This window comes from Paenibacillus sp. 10L310 (assembly GCF_056395745.1).
Genome location: NZ_JBFTKC010000014.1, coordinates 13340 through 38107, shown reverse-complemented (window position 1 = coordinate 38107; position 24768 = coordinate 13340). Strand labels below are relative to the sequence as shown.

Below are 24768 nucleotides of genomic sequence, written 5' to 3'. Positions count from 1 at the left end.
GAATATGCTTAGATTGAGACTATTTTACTGCGTACAATGGAATAAGTAAAGCGTTTACAACAATGGACGGACACCTCTCAGGGCGCACTTGGGAGCGTGTGCGCAGGGAGAGGGGAATAACAATGCTTCAAGTGAAATATGACAGGGATCAAATTCTACATGTAATCGAGAACGTTACCAAGAAAACACTGGATATGGATCTGACATGGGATTGGCCCGGTGGAGTGGCTTATTATGGTGTATCCAGAGCCTATCAAACGACAGGCAACCAAGAGATTCTGGACAGGCTGGTGAAATGGGCAGACGAATATATCGAGCTGGGGTTGCCAAGTTGGACGGTAAATACATGTGCCATGGGCCATGTGCTCATCACTTTATATGAAGAAACCGGGGATCAGAAATATTGGGACATTGTCCTCAGTAAAGTCGATTATCTCCAGAATCATGCACTTCGCTTTGGAGACAATGTGCTTCAGCATACGGTATCGGTTTCCAATGATTTCCCCGAACAGGCTTGGGCGGATACCTTGTTTATGGCGGCATTTTTCCTGCTCCGCGTAGGTAGCAAATTAAAAGATGAAGCCATGATTCAGGATGCGCTGAATCAGTATTACTGGCATATCAAATACCTGCAAGATCCGACCAGCAGTCTGTGGTATCACGGTTATAACAATATTAATAAGGACCACATGTCCGGATTTTACTGGGGCAGAGCGAATGCTTGGGGAGCCTATACGATGTCTCAGGTGAAACCTCAGCTCAACGACTGGTACTTGTATCCGCAATGTATGGATGTAGAGTGTGCCCTTCGTGATCAATTGGCGGCTCTCAAGCTGGTACAGACCGAGAACGGCTTGTGGCGTACGGTTCTGGATGACGAAGAATCGTATGAAGAGGTATCGGCTTCCGCAGGTATTGCAGCAGCGATGATCAATAACGGTAATCCACTGCATACCAAATACGTGCAAAAGGCACTTGAAGGTATCCTGAACAACATTAGCGAAGATGGACGCGTGCTTGGTGTATCTGGAGGTACCGCGGTGATGAAGGATCGGGCTGGCTATCGCAATATTCCAAAAGACTGGATTCAGGGCTGGGGTCAGGGCCTGGCACTGGCTTTTCTGTCCGATATGTTGAGATAGGGAGGGAACCCAATTGTCCAAATTAACCAAAGGCTCCTTTACACTACCGGGAGAATCCGGTTATGAAGCACTGACGCTTGAACTTGCCGACCGCTGGGGTGCCGATGTGATCCGTGACAGTGACGGTACAAAGTTGTCCGATGAGATTATCAATGCCGGATACGGCATCTATTCAACCATTTGCATTATTCGGGATCATAATGAGTGGGCATCCCGTAATCTGGATAAGTTGCAGCAATGTTTTCTCATTACGAATCCGAAGGTTGCTGTGCAAGATTATGTATCCATCTATCTGATGGAGGACTTCTTCGCTGAACAATTCAGGGTGAATGATTCGAAAGAAGCGTTTAAGTATTGGCAGGTGTACGACCGAACGACTGGGGAAGAAGTTCCTAGAGGACAGTGGAATTATGAAAGGGAATCTGGCAATGTTGTCATTACCGGCGTTGCTCCTTGGCATAAATACACGGTGAGTTTCATGGTTTATCGGATATGGGAAGAGATTTCCATGTACAATCACACGACGAATAATTGGGACAAAGAGCATCTGATGCAGATTGACCCGATCTATACAGACACCCAAACCTATTTGCTGGATTGGATGGAAAAGTGGTGCCAAGAACACCCGGAAACAACCGTTGTACGTTTTACGTCCCTATTTTATAACTTCGCCTGGATCTGGGGCAGTGATGAGCGGAATCGCCATCTGTTCTCGGATTGGGGTTCATACGATTTCACGGTAAGTTCGAGAGCGCTGGATCTGTTTGCTCAAAAATATGGATATTCACTCTCCGCCGAGGACTTTGTAAATGGCGGTAAATATCAGGTCACTCATATGCCTGCGGATCAGCGCAAACTGGACTGGATGGCATTTATCAATGATTTTGTCATTGAATTCGGTAAAAAGTTAATTGATATTGTACACAATCATGACAAGCTGGCGTATGTCTTCTATGATGACAGCTGGGTAGGCATGGAGCCGTACAATGACCGCTTTGAGGAGTTTGGATTCGACGGCATGATCAAATGTGTGTTCTCCGGTTACGAGGCAAGAATGTGCTCCGGCGTTAAGGCTGATACCCATGAGATTCGCTTGCATCCCTACTTGTTCCCAGTTGGCTTAGGCGGGCTTCCTACCTTCAAGGAGGGCGGAGACCCTACCCTGGATGCGAAGAAATACTGGATTAATATCCGGCGTGCGCTGCTGCGTGAGTCGATTGACAGGATTGGACTGGGTGGATATTTGCATCTGGTTGAGCCTTACCCGGACTTTGTGGATTATATCGAGAAGATTGCCCATGAATTCAGGGAAATGAAAGAGCTACATCAGGCTGGAAAGCCTTATCAGATCAAGACAAAGGTAGCTGTGCTGCATAGCTGGGGCAAGTTAAGATCGTGGACCTTGTCCGGTCATTTTCATGAAACACATATGCATGATCTGATCCATGTGAATGAGGCATTAGCCGGGTTGCCTGTTGACGTGCAGTTTATTGATTTTGATGATATTCGACAGGGGGCATTGAAGGATGTAGATGTCGTCATCAATGCCGGCTCTGCAGGTTCAGCATGGAGCGGTGGAGCGCATTGGAGTGACCACAAGTCTGTGGACTTATTGACCCAATGGGTGTATGAGGGTGGTACCTTTATTGGCATTAACCAGCCTTCGGCAATGGACGGGTACGACAGCTTTTTCAGAATGGCTCATGTGCTTGGGGTGGATGAGGATACAGGTGCAAGGGTTGTTCATGGAAAATGGTCGTATGAGATTAATGATGAGTATGGTTTGGTGCCTGAGGGGGCCAGCATACTTCCGAAAGATAACATTTATCTTACTGATGGATCAGCAGCTGTAGTGAGTGAAACGGATGGTCAGATCACACTGTCCACACATGCTTTTGGAAAAGGAAAAGGGATCTACCTGCCTTCCTTCGAATTCAGCTGGGAAAATACAAGACTACTTCTGAATTTGATTCGATATGCGGGCAATGAATTCCATGAAACAAAGTACATCACGGATAACTTGTATACCGAGTGCGCGTACTACCCTGAGAGCAACATATTGGTTGTGATCAATAATAGCAATCAGGTTCAGTCCACGACGATCAATACAGAGCATGGAAAACAGACCGTGGAATTGGAGCCGTATGATACGGTGATCACCAAAATTGGTTTAACAAAATCGGTATCCCCATAGAATAATGACTCGATAGACCGTATTCCTTAACCAGGGAGCGGTCTATTTTAGTTATTAGGACGTGTCTGAAAACTCTGAAGAAAGCAGATTTTATCGTACGGATATTACTTTATAGTGTTAACACTATTTAGTAGAATATCTAAATAAGGATAGGGATCATGAGCCCTAATATATTATTGTTTTCATCTTTTTAAAGGAGAGAATGCCCTAATGTACAGTTATAAAATGTTGGACAAGATAAGCATGGAGACACTTCACGAGGCGTTTGTGGATGCATTCTCCGACTACCAGGTTAAAATGGATTTGCCTTTTTGGAAGTTTCAACAGATGCTCCAACGAAGGGGTTATCACCCCGAAATATCTATGGGAGCCTTTAAAGATGAGAGAATGGTTGGATTTGTTATCAATGGACTTCGAAGTTGGAATGGAAAGACAACTGCATATGATCTTGGGACAGGCGTTGTAAAAGATTGCAGACGGCAAGGCATTACAAGCAATCTGCTCTTGAATATTCAAAAGCTGTTAAAAGAAAAAAATGTAGAGCAATATTTGCTGGAAGTCATCCAATCCAACGAATCTGCAGTTCAGCTGTACAGTAAACAAAACTTCAAAATTCAAAGGGAATTTTCATGTTTCCAGTTGCAAAAAGATCAATTCATACCGCAATCAACCTGCACGGTGGAATGTGTGGAGAGAATCGATGTGGAGCAGTTCAAGGAATTTTGGGATGTGGAGCCCTCCTGGCAAAATTCAATTGATTCCATCTACGCTGTACCGGAGGCTTTTATCTATGTGGTAGCACGTCAGGATCACAGCATTGTTGGTTATGGCATTATAGATCAAAAAACAGGTGATATTCCCCAGCTTGCAGTGAACCAAAATTACCGGGGCAAAGGTATTGCAAGCAGCATCCTGACAGAGATGGTCCAACGCACAGAATCGCCTAGAATCAGTGTCCTCAATGTGGAGTCTCATCTGAAACCGATGCAAGATTTCCTCCTGGTCAAATCAGGTTTTGTATATCATGTGGGCCAGTACGAAATGCTCTTGAAATTATAACGAGATACCCGTTTCGACTTAAGATCAGATCGGGTTCATACGAAAATATGTGGGGTGTTAGTGTCTGTCTTGTTGGGCCAGTTGAACGGGAGGTTGATTAAAGGCTTCCCGGAAATCCTGGATTGCAGTATCCAACCCATCCTGTACTCGTTATAATAATGTTGATATATGACATGGTTAGAGGAGACAAAGACATAACATGAGCCGAAAGAAATACTGTAAGCGTATTCAGTTTCTGGATGATTGGAGTCTCAAAACCAAGTTGTACATATTGTTCATTTTTTGTGTGCTGGTCCCGGTCCTGGTCACAAATACCGTGTTTTACCAAAGCATCAAAGGTAACATTGAAGAGAAGGAGCATAGCCGATTCAATGAAATGCAGCAAAGGATCAAGTTCAACCTGCGGAACAGTATAGACAATAGCTTGTATGTGTCCAATTTTCTCTATACCGATGGAACGCTGAACCGGTTCATGGAGTTCAAGTATCACGATCAGGAAGACTATTACTCTGCCTACTATGATATGCTTAGCAACAACAATCTGGTCAGGTACTACTACAGCTACCAGCAGGTGAATCAAATTACGTTTTATGTTGGCAATGATACCTTCGTCAATGGAGGAAACTTCATTAAGCTGGATGATGAGGTGAAGAAAAGTGATTGGTATCAAGCGCTGATGAACACAAGCGACCATATCATGATCTATTCGTATTTTGACAAACAGCAGGCGGAGATGTCGCAAAGTCAGGGAGGACGCAAAGTAAGCATTATTCGTAAGCTGGATTACTTTGGGGAGCAGCAGGTTGAAAAGGTGTTAAAGGTTGATCTGGACTACGCTCTCATCAACAAATCGCTTAAAAATGAGGGAGCCAATGGGAAGGTGTATGTCGTTTCGGATGGCAGGGTCATTTTCTCGAACGATTCAAAAATGAATCAGATGCGCAAGCCATTTAATCTGATTGCAAACAGTCCAATTGACCCTGTTCAATCCATGCAATCAATCCCCGTCGTATCCGAGGATTGGCAGATTGTCGTCAGCACGGAGAAATTGGACGTTCTGTCGGAGATTGTTAATTCCAAGCTTAATTTGACTTTGCTGATCATTCTTAATCTGTTGGTGCCGACACTGCTAATCTGGTTGATATCCAGATCACTGGTCATCAGAGTTGATCGGATAGCAAAGCACCTGGATCAAGTGAAGCATGAGAAATTTGAGGTGATATCGGGACCTGTGGGCAAAGACGAGATCGGAAGCCTGACCCATAGTTATAACATGATGGTCATCAAGATCAAGAACCTGATTGAGATTGTGTTTAAGGGCCAGGTGGATCGGCAAGCCCTTGAGCTCTCCAAAAAGCAGGCGGAGCTGAAAGCCCTTCAGAGTCAGGTGAATCCCCATTTCATGTTCAACACGCTTGAAACGATCCGTATGCGGAGTTTGATCAAGGACGAGCTTGAAACCTCCGATGTCATTCATAAACTGGCACTGCTGTTACGTCAGACGATCAATTGGGGCGATGATCTGATTACAATTGCAGAGGAAATCAATTTTGTGGAGAGTTATCTGAGTATCCAGCAGTATCGCTTTGGTGAAAAGTTGCAATTTGCAATCCGGATCACAGACGAATCCATTGCTGCCATGATGATACCCAAGCTAACCGTTCTCACCTTTGTGGAGAATGCTTGTATCCATGGTATTGAGGGGACGTCGAATGATGGGGTCGTGGAGGTATTATTCGAAATTCGAAGTAATGAGCTGTACATTTCCATTCGAGATACCGGAGTCGGTATGGATCAGGACAAGCTGGCCTCGCTCCGCAAAATGATGCAAGACCCGAGTATGGATCGGATGAGCGAGCTTAGCAGCATTGGTATGATGAATGCATATATTCGGCTGCGGATGTATTTTGATGATTTCGTTCAGGTGCACATATTCAGTGAAAAGGGGAAGGGAACAACGATTGGCATTCAAATTCCTCTTATGCAGGCATCTCAAGAATAAGGAGCGAGGATATGATCAACGTGCTGATTGTGGACGATGAGCCATTTATTCGCCAAGGACTTCTATTGTTAATTGATTGGGAGTCTTACGGGTTTCAGATTTGCGGTCAGGCTTCCAATGGCATGCAGGCATTGGAGTGCATACGCGCTATGCAGCCCGATCTGGTGATTTCCGACATTAAGATGCCGGAAATGGACGGAATGCAGCTTGCCAAAACCTTGTACGAGCAATATAACGGTGACATCAAGCTGATTCTTCTAAGTGGATTCTATGAGTTCGGATATGCCAAGCAGGCGATTAAATACCAGGTGGATGACTACATTCTCAAGCCTATTGTGAAGACCGAACTGGTTCAGGTGCTTGAGGAGTTCAGGGTCGCATTTAATGCGCGGACGGAAGAGAAGCGATATCAGCAAAAAAAAGATCGAATTATTATGGCTCAGCATATGCAGTCAATCTTGCTTGGGGTGGCTGAGGAGGATGCTGTTACGAGTCTGCAGGCCCACTATCAAGATGTCGGCATACTGCGTTGCATCCTGATTGAGGCGGAAGCCGGTCCAGAACAGGGAACGGATTGGTGCGCTCGGGTTGAGGCATGGGTGGGCAAGCCCTTGCCAGGACAAATTTTGAAGCCCTTCACAGGTGATAAAAATGCGGTTCTGCTTATGGTTACGGACCTGATGGTGAACCGTGAGGCAGTGACCTTGGAGCAATATTTGACCCGATTACATGCCGATCTGAGCCATGGTCAAGAGGCGGCTATTGCTTGTTATGTCGGGAAGGAAGTACATGAGTTGGAGGCGCTGCACGAGTCTTATCAATCCTGCGGCATAATGAAAAGCTTACGTTTCTTCACCACTTGCAGGCCCATTTATTATTTCGAACTTATGGATACGACCTTATTTGTTAATCGGCCGGGACAGTTCGAAAAACAATTATTTGATGGGCTAGTCAAGTCTATTGAGGAACAGCAGACGGATGAGTTATACAGTCATGCAAAGGCCATTTTTCAATTTTTTCTGGATGAGCGAATCGAGCCTGGTATTGTCCGCATCCACTTGCATTATTTGGCATACACATTGCTGGATCTCGTGAATAACGATACGGTTACTCCAGATTCGGGGTTGATGGAATCGACTTTTCTGAAGGTGAACTACGCGATGTTATCCATGGAGGAAAACATTGAACATTTATGCGAATTCTCGCTCATATGCGCAGAGAAACTGAAGGAGCAGCAAAAGTCAAATGCGATGGGCGTATTAGCCAAAATTGAGGCCTTCATTCACGAGCATTACAGAGAAAATATCAGCCTGAAATTGCTCGGGGAGCAGTTTTACATGAATAGTGCATATCTGGGTCAGATTTTCAAAAAGCATTTCTCGATCAGCTTCAGTGATTATTTGAATCAATTGCGTATTGAGGAAGCCGCCCGGCTGTTGCGCAGAACAGATCAAAGAGTATACGAAATCGCAACAATGGTGGGATATCGGGATTCCGATTACTTTATTAGCCGGTTCGAGAAACTCATGGGGGAGACTCCTGCACAATATCGTAAAAGTGCCCATGCTACGTACTCTCTTGATTAACATCCTGCACTCCTTGACGGAGCGGCGGGATATTTTTTTTCGCAGATGCTGGAATTAGTGGGATTCCATCTATAGTTTATCCCGTTGAGAGGGGCATGGAAGCATGATAATTTTAAGTCAGCCTTTGGAAAGCGCTTTCCAAAAAGCTTCTGTCAATATAATCGATGGAGGGGTCATGATGAAAAAGGATGTTAGAAAAAGAATCAAGTATAGTGCTCTGCTCGCTTTAATACTGGTCATCGCACTCACTGGATGTACACCGGGATCGTCCTCGAAAGGGGAAAAGACAGCAGATGGAAGGGAATTGAAACAATTTTCCGCATTTTTTGCCGTACCGGGAAAAATTGCGCCTGACGATAATCGGGTGTTAAAGGCTATTGAGGAGAAAACAGGCGCCAGAGTCACGATGGACTGGCTTACGGGCCAAACAGCCAAAGAGCGGATTGGTGTACTCATTGCAGGCGGCGAATATCCCGATTTTATCGATGGGAGTGATGGTACTCAGCAACTGGTAGCAGCAGGAGCGTTAGTACCTCTTGAGGATTACATCGATAAATATCCAAACATCAAAAATTACCTGGGCGAAGACTGGAAGAAGATGAAAAATACGACGGATGGACATATCTACTTCATTCCTCAATTCGGCAATATACAAGAAAAGTCGATGAAAGTATCCCATGACGGAGAAGCATTCTGGATTCAGAAGGCCGTACTGGAGTGGGATAATTATCCGACAATCAAAACGCTTGACCAATACTTCGACTTGATTGAACGATATAAAGCAGCTCACCCGACCGTTGATGGTCAGCCAACAATTGGATTTGAAATTATCTCCTATGACTGGCGTTATTTCGCACTGGAGAACCCTCCGCTCTTCATGGCTGGTTATCCTAACGAAGGCGCAGCCATCGTTGATAAAGAAACGCTGACGGCCAAAAACTATAATACCATTCCGGAAGCGAAGGCATATTTCAAGAAGATCAATGAGGTATATCATCAAGGTTTGGTCGATAACGAAACCTTTACAGCAAACTATGATCAATATATTTCCAAAATTTCAACCGGACGTGTGCTGGGCATGGTGGACCAAGGATGGCAGTTCCTTGACGCCGAGGCATCACTCGTGAAACAAAAATTGTATGACAAAACCTATGTACCGTTGTCCATTACACTCTCCGAGGATGTTAAAGGGCGCTATCAGAACAATCCAATCCTTAACGTGAATGGTGGCTTGGCCATTACAAAGAGCTGCGAGGATATCGAGGGAGCACTTCAATATATTAATGATTTGTTGGACCCTGAGATGGAAGTATTGAGAACTTGGGGACAGGAAGGCGTGGATTACCAAGTCGATGACAAAGGTGTGTTCTCCAGGAATGAAGAGCAACGTGCAAATTCCAAAGATCCGGACTGGGTGCTGGCGAACACGGGAAGCCCGTTGGTCTATTTCCCGCATCATGAAGGCATGACCGCTGACGGGAAGAATGCCCTTGACCCTAAGGAGCAGCCGGAGGAGTACCTTGCCACTTTGAATGACATCGACAAAAAAGTGCTGAAGGCTTACGGATATACGAAGTTTACCGACTTCCTGGAGCCTGCGGAGGAAAATGAACCGTGGTTCCCAATCTATACCTATAATTTTGAACCGAATAAACCGGAGACCATCGCCAGACAGAAAATGGACGATGTAAAACGCAAATGGCTGCCAAAAGTGATTATGACTTCACCAGCCGAATTTGATAAGGCTTGGGAAGAATATCAAGCCACGCTCAAGGAAAGTGCAGATATTAAAGCGTATGAAGATGCGCTGACGGAAGAAGTCCGCAGACGTATGGAACTGTGGGGATAAAGGCCTGTCACACAGAAAGGCTATGGGGAACCCCGTAGCCTTTCTTACACGCTAGATTGGGAGATTGGATAGGAATGGAATCGATTCACCCAGACTGGGTGATATAGATAAACTCGTAAGCAAGGAGAGAAAAACATGGCCAAAAAGGAGTTGCAGCCTTCGTTAAAAACCAGCCATATCCCAGCGGGAACAAGCTGGATCGGGTACAACCTGTCCAGAATGAAAAGTCAGCGACAATTAATGTGGATGTCATTTCCGTTTATTGCGTTTATCGCTATTTTTGCGTATGGACCATTATGGGGCTGGTTGATGGCGTTTCAGAATTATAGACCGGGCATTGGTTTTATGGAGCAGGATTGGGTTGGGGTGGATCATTTTCGAACGTTATTCACGGACCCTACATTTTTACGTGTCATTCGCAATACGCTGGCGATGAGCCTGATCAGTCTGTTTCTGGGATTTGTCGGCTCGATTGGTCTGGCGCTCTTATTGAATGAACTGCGAATGGTATTGTTCAAACGCGTGGTACAGACGGTTTCCTACCTTCCGCATTTCCTGTCATGGATCATCGTAACAGGTATTGTTGCGAATGTATTGTCAACGGAAACAGGAATAGTGAATGTGCTATTGACGAAATTGGGCCTGATTGATGCACCGATCAATTTTTTTGCCGAACCAAAGTACTTCTGGGGGATTGTAGGTCTGTCCAGCATGTGGAAGGAAATTGGCTGGGGCACGATTATTTATCTGGCGGCCATGGCGTCGATTAATCCGAGCTTGTACGAGGCAGCTTCCATCGACGGAGCTGGACGGTTTCGTAAAATGTTCAATGTCACGCTTCCAAGCATCAAACCAACGATTATTATCCTGCTTATCATCAACGTTGGTAACGTACTGAACGCGGGTTTTGAGATTCAATACTTGCTGGGGAACGGACTTGTGCAGGATGTATCCGAGACGATCGACATTTTTGTTTTGAAATACGGGATTAATCTCGGCAACTACTCACTTGCCACCGCAGCAGGCATTTTCAAAAGTGTGGTCAGTCTGGTGCTCATATTTATCGCCAACGGGATTGCCAAGTCTCTTGGTGAAGAGCGATTGATATGATAAGGGGGCAGAGCTGTGAAACGATTTAGTAGAAACCGAAGCTTGGGAGACTCTATTTTTTCTATCACCAATGGCATATTTATGTTGCTTGTCATGGTTGTTACGTTATATCCTTTTTTAAACACCATTGCCGTATCTTTCAATAACGGGCTGGATACGATCCGCGGGGGGATCTATCTCTGGCCGAGGGAATGGACGCTGCAAAATTACGTTTCCGTATTCCAAAACCCGAATCTGACACAAGCCGCATTTGTTTCGGTCGCCAGAACCGTGGTGGGAACGGTTGTACAGCTGTTCTGTACAGCCATGCTGGCCTATGTGCTGAGCCGCAAGGAGTATATGTTTAACAAATTGGTCACAACGCTGTTTGTCATGACGATGTATTTCAGCGGCGGCTTAATTCCGGGATACATGCTGATCAAACAAGTGGGGCTGCTGAACAGCTTCTGGGTATACATTATTCCCGGGTTGATCGGGGTGTTCAACATGATCGTCATTCGTACCTACATTCAGGGACTATCGGAGGGATTGATTGAATCCGCGAAGATGGATGGAGCCGGAGATTTTCGGATTTTCATGCGTATCGTGCTTCCCCTATCCAAGCCGGTTCTGGCTACGGTTGCACTGTTTATTGCTGTAGGTCAGTGGAACTCCTGGTTTGACTCTATGTTGTACACGGCGGGAAATCGGAATTTGACCACCTTGCAGTATGAGCTGATGAAATTGTTATCCTCTGCGACCTCACAGGGGGGGACCGTCAACGTGGATTCATTCAAAAATGTAACCAACATGGTGACGCCTGTATCCATTCGGGCAGCAATCACGGTTGTGACGGCAATGCCGATTGTTTTACTGTATCCGTTCTTGCAAAAATACTTTGTGACTGGACTAACCATTGGAGGGGTAAAAGAATGAATAATGCAACTCAAAGCGAACAATGCACGTTTAACAATCCGATTATGCCCGGGTTTTATCCAGATCCGTCCGTATGCCGGGTGGGTGAAGATTTTTATCTGGTGACATCAACATTTGCCTATTTTCCTGGCGTTCCGATCTTTCAGAGCCGTGATCTAGTGAATTGGAAACAGATTGGAAATGTGCTGGACCGCCCTTCGCAATTAAATCTTCAGGGAGCAGGCCATTCACAGGGGATATTCGCTCCAACGCTTCGGTATCATGAAGGCACCTTCTATATGATTACAACTAATGTATCACATGGCGGCAATTTTGTTGTAACCGCTACCGACCCGGCTGGGCCATGGTCTGATCCTTATTTTATTGAAGGCGCAGAAGGCATAGACCCTACAATTTTCTTCGATGATGGCAAAGCGTATTACCTTGGTACACGTCCTTGCTCCGAGGGAGTTCGTTACAATGGGAACTGGGAAGTGTGGCTACGGGAGTTGGATCTGGGCAGTATGAAGCTGGTGGGAGACAGTTACGTTCTGTGGCGCGGGGCGATGGTGGATGTCATCTGGCCGGAAGGCCCGCATCTGTATAAGATCGATGAGTATTACTATTTATTGATTGCAGAGGGAGGCACAGGGCCAAACCATGCCGTGACCATTGCTCGTAGCAAAAGTTTGACCGAAGGATACGTCGGGAATCCGAATAATCCAATCATTACACATCGCCATTTGGGTAAACGTTACCCTGTTGTTAATGTAGGACATGCCGACTTGGTGCAGGCTGCGAACGGTCAATGGTTCATGGTCATGCTTGCTTCGCGTCCATATGGAGGGAGCTATAGCAATCTGGGGCGGGAGACGTTCCTTGCTTCTGTCGTTTGGGAGGACGGATGGCCTGTTGTCAATGAGGGCCGCGGAATCCTGGAGGAGCAGGGCACGTTGGATTTGAAGCCTGTTCCGGTAGAGCCGCAACTGCGTTTTGACCATTTTGACAGTGATAAACTGGGCTTGCAATGGATGTTCCTGCGCAATCCTCAGGAGGATCTCTATTCATTAACCGAACGAAAAGGATACTTGCGACTGAAGCTGAAACCGCAAACATTGAAGGAAAAAGAAAATTCCAGCTTTGTTTGTCTGCGTCAAAGGCATATGGATTATGTCGCAGCTACAGCGATGGAATTTGTGCCCGGGAATGCCAATGAAACGGCTGGTCTTGTCGTCATTCAGAACGATCTGTATCACGTACGGATTGAGCGTGCTCTGGCGGATAAACAGCAGGTGCTACGTGTGGTGACCGTTATAGATGGTCAGGATACCCACATTGCGCAAATCGCGCTGGAGGGTGATGTATCGCGAGTGTATATCAAACTGGCTGCGACAGGTCAGCAACTAAACTTCTATTACAGCACGGATGGAAGTCAGTATCATCTGGTGGCGGAACAGGTGGATACAAGCAGCCTGAGCACCGAAGTAGCCGGCGGCTTTGTTGGCTGTTGTATCGGAATGTTTAGCAGCAGCAACGGTACTTCTTCCGATCAGGTAGCGGATTTTGACTGGTTTGAATATGGTTCATATAAATAATATTTAGATGACAGAATAACAGCAAGAAAGCTCAATCCGGTGGCGGTAGTCCAGGGATTGAGCTTTTTTCGTTCTTTTTGCGAAAGGGCTATGGGGAGGCATTACAGTCTATTGTCCAGCTTCATGTGCTGAGCTTTTTATGATGTTAATTATTTTACGCTGCGCATCCCTGGCCTCCGGAATCGGATAGAGGACAAAGACATGGTTCATTTTGGGGTAAACGTACGTTTGATGATCGATTCTTTGATCCGTCAGCAGTTTGTCGAGCTTCATATTATCAGGAAACAAACCCTCGTGAGTCCCGATAAAGATGCTGATTTTGCCCAGACCGGCGAAATCTCCGTAGATTGGACTGATTAACGGATCGTTCAACGGTTTGTCAGCTGCCCAGATCCGCCGGATGACATCATACCCTTCCACAGCGAGCATAGGGTCGCGTGTCTCGTAATCAAATATGACCGGATTGTCCAGCACCATCTCCACACAAGGTGATAACAAGATGATATCTTTGGGCTGCGGGAGATCATGCATCTTCAGATAATGGGTCAAGGCTAGGGATATGTTCCCGCCTGCGGAATCCCCCATAATGGTGAGTTGTGCTGGGTCGTCCACGGAGGCAAGCAGATCCCGGTATAGATTGAGCAGTTTCGGATACGTGTGCTGATAATTAAAATGCGGAACCTTTGGATAGATGGGAGCAACAACTTTGGCATTCAGAGCCTGAGCCATGCGGTCCATGAATTTCCAGTGTAAAGACAGCGGCTGGTGTGTATGCGCCCCGCCATGAATGTAGAGAATGACCCTCTGTTCACGGGAATGCTGATCGTTTAAGGTGAACACCTGCATGTCTTCATGGGAGCGCTCTTTAATGGAAGATGACAGTTTTGTTTTACCCAAGATATAAGGTTTAATGTTTTCCAAGCCCATATGATCCAGGTGTTTGCGGGTAAGCTCGCGTGTTGAAAAAATTTTCTTGGTATCTAACGTTCCGATATATTTCTCGAATAGAAAGCTCGTCAACGAGCGTTTGTGATTATGGATATACAAGTTCATTGAGGAATCACCCTTCCTGATGGAGTTCAGATATACGGTCTGTGGAGACTATAAGTAAAGTATAAAGGTTGAAGTGTACTTCAAGGTCAATCTTGATTTTTCCATCAAACCGTTATGGTTAGAGTAAAGCATGGTACCCGTTCTATGTTATGATATTTGCATCTTCAAAAGTTCGATTGAAGGGGCATAGCGTATGAATCAGAGCATACAACAGTTTAAAGCGGATTTTTTCAAAGCATTGGCACACCCGATGCGGATTCAGATTCTGGAGCTGCTGAGTGAAGGAGCCAAGAACGTGAATGAACTGCAAAGCATTCTGGGATCGGAAGGCTCTGCCGTTTCACAGCAACTGGCTGTATTGCGCAGCAAAAACGTTGTCCACGGAATCAAAGAAGGGACAACCGTCACCTATTCGCTGCGTGATCCGCTGATTAAGGACCTGCTGGCAGTCACCAAACAGATTTTTGACAATCATCTGGTTGATGCCATTTCCATGCTGGAAGATATTCGTAAAGAGTCCTGACACAATAAACAAGAGCAACTGGGTGTAAGCTCCGGAGGTTCTTGTTTTTTTGTGTTAGGTTCCTGCTGGGATTGTGCGTAATCCGATTGACAGGACGTATGCAGGGGAGTAGTCTTTTAAATATATTCAAATATTCAAATATATGAAGAAAAGAAGGTTTTGGTACATGAAATGGATGGGGAGATATGCAGGGTACAATACTGCCGCTTTTCGCAAGGATCTGTTATCAGGACTGATTGTAGGTATCATTGCGATTCCACTCGGTATGGCGTTTGCCATCGCTTCCGGGGTCAAACCGGAGTATGGATTATATACCACAGTAATCGCAGGGATTCTCATTTCCTTGCTGGGTGGGTCCAAGTTCCAGATTGGCGGGCCAACGGGGGCATTCATTCCGATCCTATTTGCCATTGTGATGCAGTATGGATATGAGAATCTGCTGATCGCCGGAATGATGGCCGGTTTGATGCTTGTACTAATGGGCGTATTCAAGCTCGGGGCATTAATTAAGTTTATTCCAAAGCCGGTGACTATCGGTTTTACGGCAGGGATCGCCGTCATTATTTTTAGCGGACAAATTACGAACTTTCTGGGACTTCGAGGCATCGAGAAACACGAGGATTTCTGGTCCAATATGAAAGAAATCGGGATGCATATCTCTACGATTAATATATACAGTGTGCTTACAGCTGGAATCTGTCTGGCTGTTCTTCTGCTTGTGCCCAAGTTTGCACCAAAGGTGCCTGCATCACTGGTGGGGCTGGTTCTTTCGACGGTAGTCGCGGCGTTCTTTTTTGAAGGGCAGGTGGCTACAATTGGCTCGTCCTTTGGCGCCATACCTAACTCTTTGCCTCAGTTTCATGTGCCAGAGATCACTTGGGAGCGTATTGTGAACTTGCTGCAACCCGCTTTTGTCATCGCCATGCTGGGTGGAATTGAATCGCTGCTATCCGCAGTTGTTGCCGATGGCATGACCGGAAGTCGGCATAACAGCAATCGAGAGTTGATTGGGCAGGGGATTGCTAATATGGTGACGCCGTTGTTTGGTGGTATTCCTGCAACAGGAGCGATTGCACGTACAGCAACAAATATCAAATCCGGCGCAGTATCGCCATGGTCTGGCGTGATTCACGGTGTGGTGGTTTTGCTGGTACTTGTTCTCTTTGCGCCATATGCATCCCACATTCCTCTTGCCAGTATGGCTCCTGTTCTCATGCTGGTTGCCTGGAATATGAGTGAACGGAGATCCTTCATACATGTCATGAAAACCAAAACGAGTGATTCACTCGTTCTGCTGATTACCTTTTTGCTGACCGTATTTACAAGTTTAACAACGGCTGTAGAGGTTGGGTTGATTCTGGCGGTCCTTTTATTTGTTAAACGGATGAGTGAGATGTTGAAGGTTGCCAAAGTACTACCCGATCCCGATCATAAACATGAGAAAGTCATGGCCCACATGGTTCGGGAAGGACATGACTGCCCGCAAATAAGCCTATACACAATTGAAGGGCCACTTTTTTTCGGCGCAGCGGATACGTTCGAGAAGTCGGTCATGGATTCGATTCATCGTCGACCAGGCACTCTGCTGTTGCGAATGGGTAAGGTGCCTTTTATGGATACAACAGGTGAATCCAATCTGGCCCGTGTTGTCAAACATATGGAGAGATCCGGGGGCAGGATTTTACTTTCAGGCATTCAGGCGCAACCGTTGGAGATGTTGAAGAGAACAGGTTTGATTGAACGGATTGGTCCGGATCATATGTTTGAGCACACGGGTGAAGCCATCAATTATGCATTATTGCATCTGGATGTTCAGAAATGCAGGGGGTGCAAACATTTTGCCTTTCGTGAATGTGCTGCATTGTCGAGTGCTGGCACCGACCCAGAGTGTAATAACCTGCTGAAACCTGGAAAGCGAGTCAATGTAAATAGCCCTATCTAACCTGCTGATGAGAGAGATGGAGCTATAAGAGTCTAGAGAGTATTTGCTTATCAAAATATATATTCTGGAAAATAAACGAAAAATATACTATGTTATAGGTTGATAGGTGAAAGGATTACATCGTCTATTAGATGAGAAATAATCATATTAAACCGAAGGAGCAACCATATGTCCATTCAACCGACTGCTTTACGTTCAGTGCTTAACCCCAGGTACCTGGAGTCTGCATTGAGGAATCACTATGACATTGGAACATGGGAAGAATGTTTGTTTTGGCTTAGAGGATTGAATGATACTTACCGGGTTCGCACGTCCAGTGGCATGTACATTCTCCGTATCTACCGCACTGAAATCACGGAGGCAGATGTTCAGTATGAGCTTTCATTATTGTCTCAACTGAAGAACGTTCTAGGTTCTGCGGAACATACCGACATTGGAGAATACATCGAGAAGAAAGATCATACGGGATATACGGTGTTGGAGGCTGCGGAAGGCAAGCGGGTTGCTGTAATGTTTCGGTATATTGAGGGTACGGAGAACAACCTGGAGGATGAGGAGTCTTGTTACGTTTTTGGTCAATCTGCCGCTGAATTGCATGAGGCTATGGATCAGGTGAACATGGAGCTGCCACGATATGAGCTGGATCTGAAGTTACTTATTGACGAACCCCTTGAGCGAATTATCCACTATATCGGTGAGAACAATGAAGCAGCAGCATTTCTCCATACGTTTGCCACAACGTTAAAAGAACGCATCGTTGCCACTTCCAGACAAGAGCTGGACTTTGGTCTGTGCCATGGCGATATGCATGGAAATAACAATGTGTTTCAACAGGAACATCAGTTCATCCATTATGACTTCGAGTGGGCAGCCAAAGGCTGGCGTGCCTATGATTTAGCTCAAGTGAAAGTTCGAAAAAGGCAGTCTGATGAGCGAAAAGCAGCATTATGGGATGCGCTCATGGCAGGATATCGTTCAGTCAGAAGTTTCTCTGCCGAAGATGAGCAGGCGGTTGATCTCTTTATTGTTGCTCGCCGATTCTGGGTGATGGGACTAGATGTTGCTTTTATTGAGAGTGATATGGGTGCGCTGGACTATGGTTCGGATTGGCTGGATAGTTTCGTGGAAGAATTCCGGGATACGGGGATTATATCCTAGCGAATGATGAACATTATTAGGTGTAGGTTTGAATGCTTTAAGACCCTTCCGAGTAAACTTGAACTCGGGAGGGTCTTTTTCATCTTATATTGAAGGTAACAGGGTCACTCATTAATTCGATGATGATGAAGCGGCAGCAGCCGATGCTGCGGCAGTTGCGGCCATGGCCGCTTGTTGAGCGATGATAATATTTGTGATACTGGTTGAGATTGCTGTCGTAAGCACACCGTTCCGCAGATTCTCCACATGTTGAATGGCTACCAGAGCAGACGAGAACAGGAGCAACTCCTGTTTGTCGATTGACCAGGCACCGAAGCCTTTTTGAGTCCGTAACCAGTCATTTGTTTCCGCGACTTCATCCACTAATGACTCTCTGTCCGAAGGCAGTAGAGAAAGTATTCCGAGAGAGGGTAACGTATACGTTTTATCCATTCGGAGATTCCTTTTGCGAAAAGCTTCATTTAAAGCAATCACACGAGCACCTGCATCCGGGGGATCATCTCCAAGAACCAGGACCTGTGTTAACGCCTGCACACTGTTTCTGGAAGAGAACTCTGGTTTTAATTCCCCGTAGAGTTGTTCCATACGTGCCACACCAGTAACCACCTCGAGATCGGAAAGGGCTAACATGGCAGCGAAAATGTAGTCATCCTGTCCAGTGAGGAAACGATGCTCTGATTTCATGCCGTCATAAAATAATTTAGCCCGCTCCACCGTAGGTTGAAACTGGTCAGGTGATGTCTGATTAGCGATCTGATAGGCGGCAATAACCAGATAATCGGAGTTGCGAAATTTAATCTCTTTCATCAAGTCATAGACATGCAAGGTGTCTGCCAGTCTTGTCTCTGCATCCGTTGTAAGGGAGAGCATGGCAGCAATGCTAATGGCCGAATTACCTCTGAATGCAGAGAAAAGTTTTGTGTTTTGCTTAATCAACTCATGGCTTTGACCAATAGCTTCCCCATCCGCTGTTTTATTCTCCGTTGCATAGAGCAGGGCAACCAGACGTTGCATCATCGCGTGTTGCCATTTGAACGACTTCTTGATGATCTGGGTATTGGAAACAAATAATTCAACTCGTTCTGCATGATGCTGCTGCATGGGTACACCTCCATATTCACTGTTATTCTACAGTACTCTATTTCATGATTAGATTACCTTCACGCTGTAACATGACCTCTTCCAATGCCTTGAAGCTGCTGGATTCGGGGTCTCGTCTACGATGGCATATTTTGATTTGGCGTAATCCACTTTATTATCTCCATTTAAGAAAATATAGAATAGACTATCAATCTATTATTACCCTTTTATTTAAGGGGTGCCACTTCCATAAATAAGAGAGTCTAGTTGTTGAATATAAAAAAGACCGCAATCAGCGGTCGTAGGTTAGATTGATCGGTGATATAGGACTAATCTAATTGAAAGAAATTGTGTAGGCTACGTTAGGGTATGCCGTCGTCGATCCTGGAACACGTTCTACGACAGTGATCAGCGTACCCGGATTGTAGTAGGCTGACCCGCCATTGTAAGTATTGTTGCTTACGATAACTGTACCGAGGTCGAGTGTCGTATTATTGTAGTTCCAGTAGTAGCGCAGTTGAAGGGTATTGGCTGCATTTGTCGTAATTTTCACGCTGGTACCAGTCGTTTTAGCGTTAGGAAGAATATAGGCGTATCCTTGCCCGGCCGAGAGCGCATGGGAATAGGTACTTCCATAACTTACGATGGCGGGATTAGCGGAAGCGGTCAGGCTAAACAGAAGGGAGATACCTAGAATAAGTGCAAAAAATGTGCTAATGCGTCTTTTCATAGAATGCCCATCCTCTCAAAATAAAGTGTTTTTATAGTTTAACTCAATGTAAACCAAAAACCTTTTCGAAACGGATTGGAGCCCCTCCTTATTCAGTTTATGTTAGCGCTGACATTCCTAACGACTATACTATATACCAATAAATTACAGATGTAAATAGTGGATCAGATTAGATGATTAGGAATATCAAATGAATTAAAGCGATTATTCCCATAGGGTAGATCAATGATCTGGAGAACCCGTTTTTAAATTCATTTCGAGGATGTTTTTCGAAAAAGAAGTGTAATACGGTATGTATGATGAAAAAGATATCCAGCACCCAAAATGTAATGGTCTGATATGAGCTAAAAAGAAGAGAGAGGATGATGGTATACATTGGCAGGTGAATCCAAGTGAAATACCTATAGGCTTTATCATCTTCCATATCTTTTAACACCATAAACAATTTCCACTCGGACCGCCTGATGGCATCCATTTCGTGAAGCAGAAAGAGAGACAGGTTAAACAAAAATAAAACCAGTAAAAAGTCAGGCATGCAAAGTCTCCTTTTCCTATTCAATCTGTTCCTATCTTACTAAAGGTCATTTGATTTGGCAAAATATGAAAAAAAGGTTCACGCTCCGTTCATACGTGCTTGATATGCTCTCGAAAGAAAGCGTAAGGAACAGGTATTAAAAAATATGCGGAGTGGTGGGGGCAAGTCATGTCATCGTTGATAAGAAAGATTTTTGGGAAAATGATTTTACTGGTGTTATTGTTAGGCATGATATTAGGGGCAACTGGATTAGGGACCATGCCACTATCGGCAGCAGTATCCAATCCGGGATTAAATTCGGGCAAATTGGAGCAAGGAGTCGTAGCGAATCTGGATGATTCAGATCAGTTAACGGCATTCATGGATGGGATGATGGATGTGCAAATGCGATCTTTACAGATTCCAGGCGCAGTCATTTCGATTGTGAAGGATGGGAAGATCCTGCTCTCCAAAGGGTACGGACATTCGAACATCGAAGAAAATAAACCCGTGGATCCCCAAACCAGCTTATTTCGAATTGCTTCAACAACAAAGCTGTTCACATGGACCGCCGTGATGCAATTGGTTGAGGCGGGCAAGCTTGATCTTGATACAGACGTCAACACTTATCTGAAAACGGTGAAAATACCGAAAACCTATGAGGAACCGATTACGTTGCGCCATCTCATGACCCATACCGCAGGATTCGAGGAGGGCGGTGTAGGTTACCAGATCACTACCGATCCGGGGAAACTTCCCGTCTCTATTGCTGAAACGATGGCAAAACATATGCCTGCAAGGGTTAAGCCACCAGGCGAGATGCTGTCGTATTCCAATTATGGCGCCTCACTCGCGGGACTTATCGTCGAAGAGGTCAGTGGTGTTGCCTATAATGACTATATACAGAAAAATATATTTGATCCGCTGGGCATGAATTATGCTACGGTAGAGGAGCCTGTTCCAGCGTCTCTGGAACCTTATGCCGCCCTTGGATACGCCCGAGCTAACGGCGAGTTTGTAACCAAACGGCCAACGTATGAGGGCGGATTCCGTCCTGCGGGATCAGGGAGCGTGTCGGCAAACGATATGGCTCATTTCATGATCGCCCATCTTCAAGACGGGCGATATGAAGATAAACAAATACTCAAGCCGGAAACAGCCAAGCTCATGCATTCTCCGGCATTCCAGTTTGATGAACGTTTACCCGCCATGGATCTGGGCTTTTACGAGTTGAATATGAATGGACTGCGTGTGATCTCTCATGGAGGGGCCGATGAGCTGTTTAATACAGCCCTTTATCTTGTACCGGACAAAAAAGTGGGCATCTTTGTTTCCTATAGTGGAGGGGAAGGCGGAACGGCAGCAGAAGGGTTGGCGCAAGCCTTTTTTGACCGATACTATCCTGTACATGCAACTAAGCAGCCTAATGAAACTTCTATCGAATTAGGGGAGTCTCTGGAAAAATATGCAGGCTCTTATCAATTTACCCGTCGCAATCACACGAAGATCGATAAGTTTTTCAGTTTTCTGACTCAAATCAATGTTGAGTTTTCGGATAACCGACTGTTTATTGGAAGTGGTGCAGATCAGCAAGTGTATACTCCGATTGGCGTGAATTTATTCCAGGAGGTCGGAGGGACACATCAGATGGGGTTCCGCACCGATGCAGAGGGCAAGGTCACGTATCTGTTTCTGGATATATTAAACCCAATGCCGCTGGAACCTGCACCGTTAATGAACCAATCGAAGTTCTGGCTCCTCTTGCTCGGCATTTCGGTTGTTCTGTTCATCACTGTATTGCATGGATTTGTTTATCGCAGACGCGAAATCAGAGTGATGCCAAAAGCACAGAAATGGGCAGTTCGACTGTCAGCTATTACGTCTATATGGGGATTATTAACCTTGGGCGCAACACTTCTGGTGTTGAACATGAATCTGATTGATCGGCTTAGCCATATTCCACTATCTTTACGTCTCTATCTGTTGATGCCGGTTATCCTTGTAGGGTTGACTGCGGCAATATTCATCATGGGCGTTCTGGTATGGAAAAACCAATATTGGACGTTACTGAAGCGTGTGCGCTATACATTTGTAACGGTAGCAGCAGTGATCTTGAGTTTATTTTTCTATCATTGGAACCTGCTGGGCTGGCATTTTGGTTGAAGGCCTCCTCTTAAGTGGAAGAAAAAAGATAGATATCGGAGGCATACATTTGATATGACCAAAATCCTAGTTGTGGATGACGATGTGCATATTCGTGAGCTGATCACCTTGTTTTTACGTAATGAAGGATTCGAGATTGTGGTAGCTAAGGACGGAGCGGAAGCACTGGAGATTGTGGGGAAATCCCAAATCGATCTGGTAATCCTTGATATTATGATGCCGCGATTGGATGGTTGGGAATTATGCAAGGAGATCCGGCGTATGGATCTGAATATGCCATTGCTAATGGTCACGGTAAAAGGGGAATCGGCCCAGAAAGTAAAGGGATTTCAGTTGGGAACAGATGATTATTTAACGAAGCCCTTTGATCCGCTGGAACTTGTGATGAGAGTAAAAGCATTGCTGAAACGTTACCTGATTGCCTCCTCCCAGACCATTCAACTAGGGGGCATTATGCTGAATCGACGTAGCTTTCAAGTGATTCGTGGAGAGGAAACAATCAATTTGCCTCTAAAAGAGTTCGAGTTGCTGTTCATGCTGGCAAACCAGCCTGGGCAGATTTTTACCCGGGAACAGTTAATCATCAAGATCTGGGGGAGTGATTATGAAGGGGATGACCGGACAGTTGATGTTCATATCAAGCGACTAAGGGAAAAATTCGCTGGTGATGCACACCATTTTCAGATTGAAACGGCTCGCAGTTTGGGCTACCGGTTAGTCATCACATGATCAAAACCTTATATGTTCGTATTATTTGCACGTTTCTGGTCGTCATTGTTTTCAGCTTGCTGACCTCTTTTTTCATGGGGGTCTTCCTCTTCAAAAAAGAAGTAAATCATATCGGTCAGAATGACATGATTTCTGTAGGGGAGGAACTGATCCGTCTATATGAGCAAACGCAACCTGAGGACAGGGATGCTTTCATCAAAAGTATGGTGAAGGTGTCCACCTATCCCATTCATCTATATGACGTTTCGGGTAACGTAACCTTTTATGACTTAGACCATACAGAGACCGTTGAAATTGCACCAGAAGTGGTTCAAAAGGTGTTGCAGGGTCAGGTCTATCGTTCTCCCGGAGAAGTGGAGCAGACGTTCATAGGTCTTCCTTTTCCATACAAAGGGGAACCACAAGCCATGTTTATGCAGTATTCTCCGCAGAACGAAAATATCATTAATCGGATGATTTTACTGGTGTTATTGCTTGCACTGTTGATCGGAAGTTTTTGTATCCTTATTGCTGCAAGGTATTTGGTGAAGCCGATTCAGGTGTTGACGCGGGCAACCAAACGACTGGCGAAGGGTGATTTTAATGTGGAAATCCAAACAAAGCGCGTGGACGAAATGGGAGCATTGACGCAGAGTTTTAATGAAATGGCGAGTGAGCTTAAACAGCTGGAACAGATGAGACAGGATTTTGTTTCCAATGTATCTCACGAGATTCAAACGCCGCTGACCTCTATTTCCGGTTTTGCCATGGCTTTGAAAAACAGCAGCCTGGTCGCTGAGGCCGATCGTAACTATTACCTCGATATCATTATTACAGAGAGTGGACGACTATCCAGACTAAGTGATAATCTGCTGGAGCTTGCGTCTCTGGATTCCGATCATCATCCGTTCGAGACAACCACCTATAATCTTGATGAGCAAATCAGGCAAGTGGTGGTGACTTGCGAGCCTCAATGGTCAGCCAAAGGCATTCGAATTCACTTAGAATTGGCGGACGGTATCAAAATCAGGGCAGATCAGGATCAGCTTAACCAAGTGTGGATGAATTTACTAGGCAACAGCATTAAGTTTACTCCCGTGGGCGGACGTATCGAAATACGCACGAACCAGTCTGTGGATGGAATCTTTTTCACGATAACCGATTCGGGCATTGGAATAGCGCCGGAGCAACTGGATTATGTTTTCGAACGGTTTTATAAAACAGACCTGTCACGCGATCGTAGCATTAGTGGTAACGGTCTGGGCCTCGCCATCGTCAAAAAAATCGTGATGCTCCATCACGGAACTGTTGAAATGAGAAGCCAGGTGGGCGTGGGGACAACGGTGATGGTTCATTTGCCTTCCGGATGATTACAAAAATGGATGTAGAGCTGCCAAAGATATTTTTCTGGTAGCTCTTTTTTTATGAGTTTTCAGATCCCTATTCCAGTAGGGATAAAAATCAGG

The 24768-nt window shown here is 45.4% G+C and carries 19 protein-coding genes; 15 read left to right on the top strand and 4 right to left on the bottom strand.

Annotation, left to right across the window (positions count from 1 at the left end):
* Positions 1-122 precede the first annotated feature (122 nt).
* From AC1DE7_RS23800 to AC1DE7_RS23760, 9 genes are all read left to right on the top strand, one after another.
* Entirely contained in the window at positions 123-1142 is a 1020-nt protein-coding gene (locus AC1DE7_RS23800) for a glycoside hydrolase family 88/105 protein (RefSeq protein ID WP_036606011.1), read from the top strand.
* A 13-nt stretch (positions 1143-1155) separates the two neighbouring features.
* A complete protein-coding gene (gene gnpA / locus AC1DE7_RS23795; RefSeq protein WP_477535315.1) occupies positions 1156-3336 on the top strand; it encodes a 1,3-beta-galactosyl-N-acetylhexosamine phosphorylase in 2181 nt (726 codons plus the stop codon).
* A gap of 210 nt (positions 3337-3546) precedes the next feature.
* Entirely contained in the window at positions 3547-4395 is an 849-nt protein-coding gene (locus AC1DE7_RS23790; RefSeq protein ID WP_340983455.1) for a GNAT family N-acetyltransferase, read from the top strand.
* A gap of 199 nt (positions 4396-4594) precedes the next feature.
* Complete coding sequence (locus AC1DE7_RS23785; RefSeq protein ID WP_340983454.1) at positions 4595-6397, top strand: cache domain-containing sensor histidine kinase; 1803 nt, start codon at positions 4595-4597, stop codon at positions 6395-6397.
* 11 nt (positions 6398-6408) lie between these two features.
* Entirely contained in the window at positions 6409-7983 is a 1575-nt protein-coding gene (locus tag AC1DE7_RS23780) for a response regulator (protein ID WP_340983453.1), read from the top strand.
* Positions 7984-8161: 178 nt separating this feature from the next.
* Positions 8162-9832 (top strand): extracellular solute-binding protein, encoded by a 1671-nt coding sequence (locus tag AC1DE7_RS23775; protein ID WP_036606006.1) that lies wholly within the window; start codon positions 8162-8164, stop codon positions 9830-9832.
* 135 nt (positions 9833-9967) lie between these two features.
* Positions 9968-10942, top strand: coding sequence for an ABC transporter permease (locus tag AC1DE7_RS23770; protein WP_036606005.1), 975 nt, complete (start codon positions 9968-9970; stop codon positions 10940-10942).
* A gap of 15 nt (positions 10943-10957) precedes the next feature.
* Entirely contained in the window at positions 10958-11857 is a 900-nt protein-coding gene (locus AC1DE7_RS23765) for a carbohydrate ABC transporter permease (RefSeq protein WP_036668326.1), read from the top strand.
* Positions 11854-13431: a glycoside hydrolase family 43 protein gene (locus AC1DE7_RS23760; protein ID WP_340983452.1), complete on the top strand. Its 1578-nt coding sequence runs from the start codon at positions 11854-11856 to the stop codon at positions 13429-13431. The genes AC1DE7_RS23765 and AC1DE7_RS23760 overlap by 4 nt, the downstream gene beginning before the upstream one ends.
* A 108-nt stretch (positions 13432-13539) precedes the next feature.
* Here AC1DE7_RS23760 and AC1DE7_RS23755 read toward each other — a convergent pair whose 3' ends face one another.
* Positions 13540-14484 carry an alpha/beta hydrolase gene (locus AC1DE7_RS23755; protein ID WP_340983450.1) on the bottom strand — a complete coding sequence of 315 codons (945 nt, stop codon included), beginning with the start codon at positions 14482-14484 and terminating at the stop codon, positions 13540-13542.
* 193 nt (positions 14485-14677) lie between these two features.
* On the opposite strand from AC1DE7_RS23755, the gene AC1DE7_RS23750 reads away from it, so the two are divergent.
* The 3 genes from AC1DE7_RS23750 to AC1DE7_RS23740 all read left to right on the top strand — a co-directional run bounded on the left by AC1DE7_RS23750 (position 14678) and on the right by AC1DE7_RS23740 (position 18107).
* Positions 14678-15007, top strand: coding sequence for an ArsR/SmtB family transcription factor (locus AC1DE7_RS23750; RefSeq protein WP_017690603.1), 330 nt, complete (start codon positions 14678-14680; stop codon positions 15005-15007).
* A gap of 166 nt (positions 15008-15173) precedes the next feature.
* Positions 15174-16949 (top strand): SulP family inorganic anion transporter, encoded by a 1776-nt coding sequence (locus tag AC1DE7_RS23745; protein WP_340983449.1) that lies wholly within the window; start codon positions 15174-15176, stop codon positions 16947-16949.
* 168 nt (positions 16950-17117) lie between these two features.
* On the top strand, positions 17118-18107 hold the full coding sequence (locus AC1DE7_RS23740) for a phosphotransferase (protein ID WP_340983448.1): 990 nt from the start codon (positions 17118-17120) through the stop codon (positions 18105-18107).
* 111 nt (positions 18108-18218) lie between these two features.
* Here the strand turns inward: AC1DE7_RS23740 and AC1DE7_RS23735 are convergent, their stop codons facing one another.
* The 3 genes from AC1DE7_RS23735 to AC1DE7_RS23725 form a co-directional block, all read right to left on the bottom strand.
* Positions 18219-19208, bottom strand: coding sequence for a DUF4003 family protein (locus AC1DE7_RS23735; RefSeq protein ID WP_339285541.1), 990 nt, complete (start codon positions 19206-19208; stop codon positions 18219-18221).
* A 313-nt stretch (positions 19209-19521) separates the two neighbouring features.
* Complete coding sequence (locus tag AC1DE7_RS23730) at positions 19522-19917, bottom strand: hypothetical protein (RefSeq protein ID WP_036606000.1); 396 nt, start codon at positions 19915-19917, stop codon at positions 19522-19524.
* A gap of 169 nt (positions 19918-20086) precedes the next feature.
* On the bottom strand, positions 20087-20452 hold the full coding sequence (locus AC1DE7_RS23725; protein ID WP_017690584.1) for a DUF6713 family protein: 366 nt from the start codon (positions 20450-20452) through the stop codon (positions 20087-20089).
* A 168-nt stretch (positions 20453-20620) separates the two neighbouring features.
* On the opposite strand from AC1DE7_RS23725, the gene AC1DE7_RS23720 reads away from it, so the two are divergent.
* Genes AC1DE7_RS23720 through AC1DE7_RS23710 form a run of 3 tightly spaced genes read left to right on the top strand, consistent with a single transcriptional unit; the run spans position 20621 to position 24672 of the window.
* Positions 20621-22594 (top strand): serine hydrolase domain-containing protein, encoded by a 1974-nt coding sequence (locus AC1DE7_RS23720; RefSeq protein WP_339285542.1) that lies wholly within the window; start codon positions 20621-20623, stop codon positions 22592-22594.
* A gap of 54 nt (positions 22595-22648) precedes the next feature.
* The gene (locus tag AC1DE7_RS23715) at positions 22649-23323 is read left to right on the top strand and encodes a response regulator transcription factor (RefSeq protein ID WP_339285543.1); all 675 of its coding nucleotides are present in this window, start codon (positions 22649-22651) and stop codon (positions 23321-23323) included.
* Positions 23320-24672, top strand: coding sequence for a sensor histidine kinase (locus AC1DE7_RS23710; protein ID WP_339285544.1), 1353 nt, complete (start codon positions 23320-23322; stop codon positions 24670-24672). The genes AC1DE7_RS23715 and AC1DE7_RS23710 overlap by 4 nt, the downstream gene beginning before the upstream one ends.
* Positions 24673-24768 lie beyond the last annotated feature (96 nt).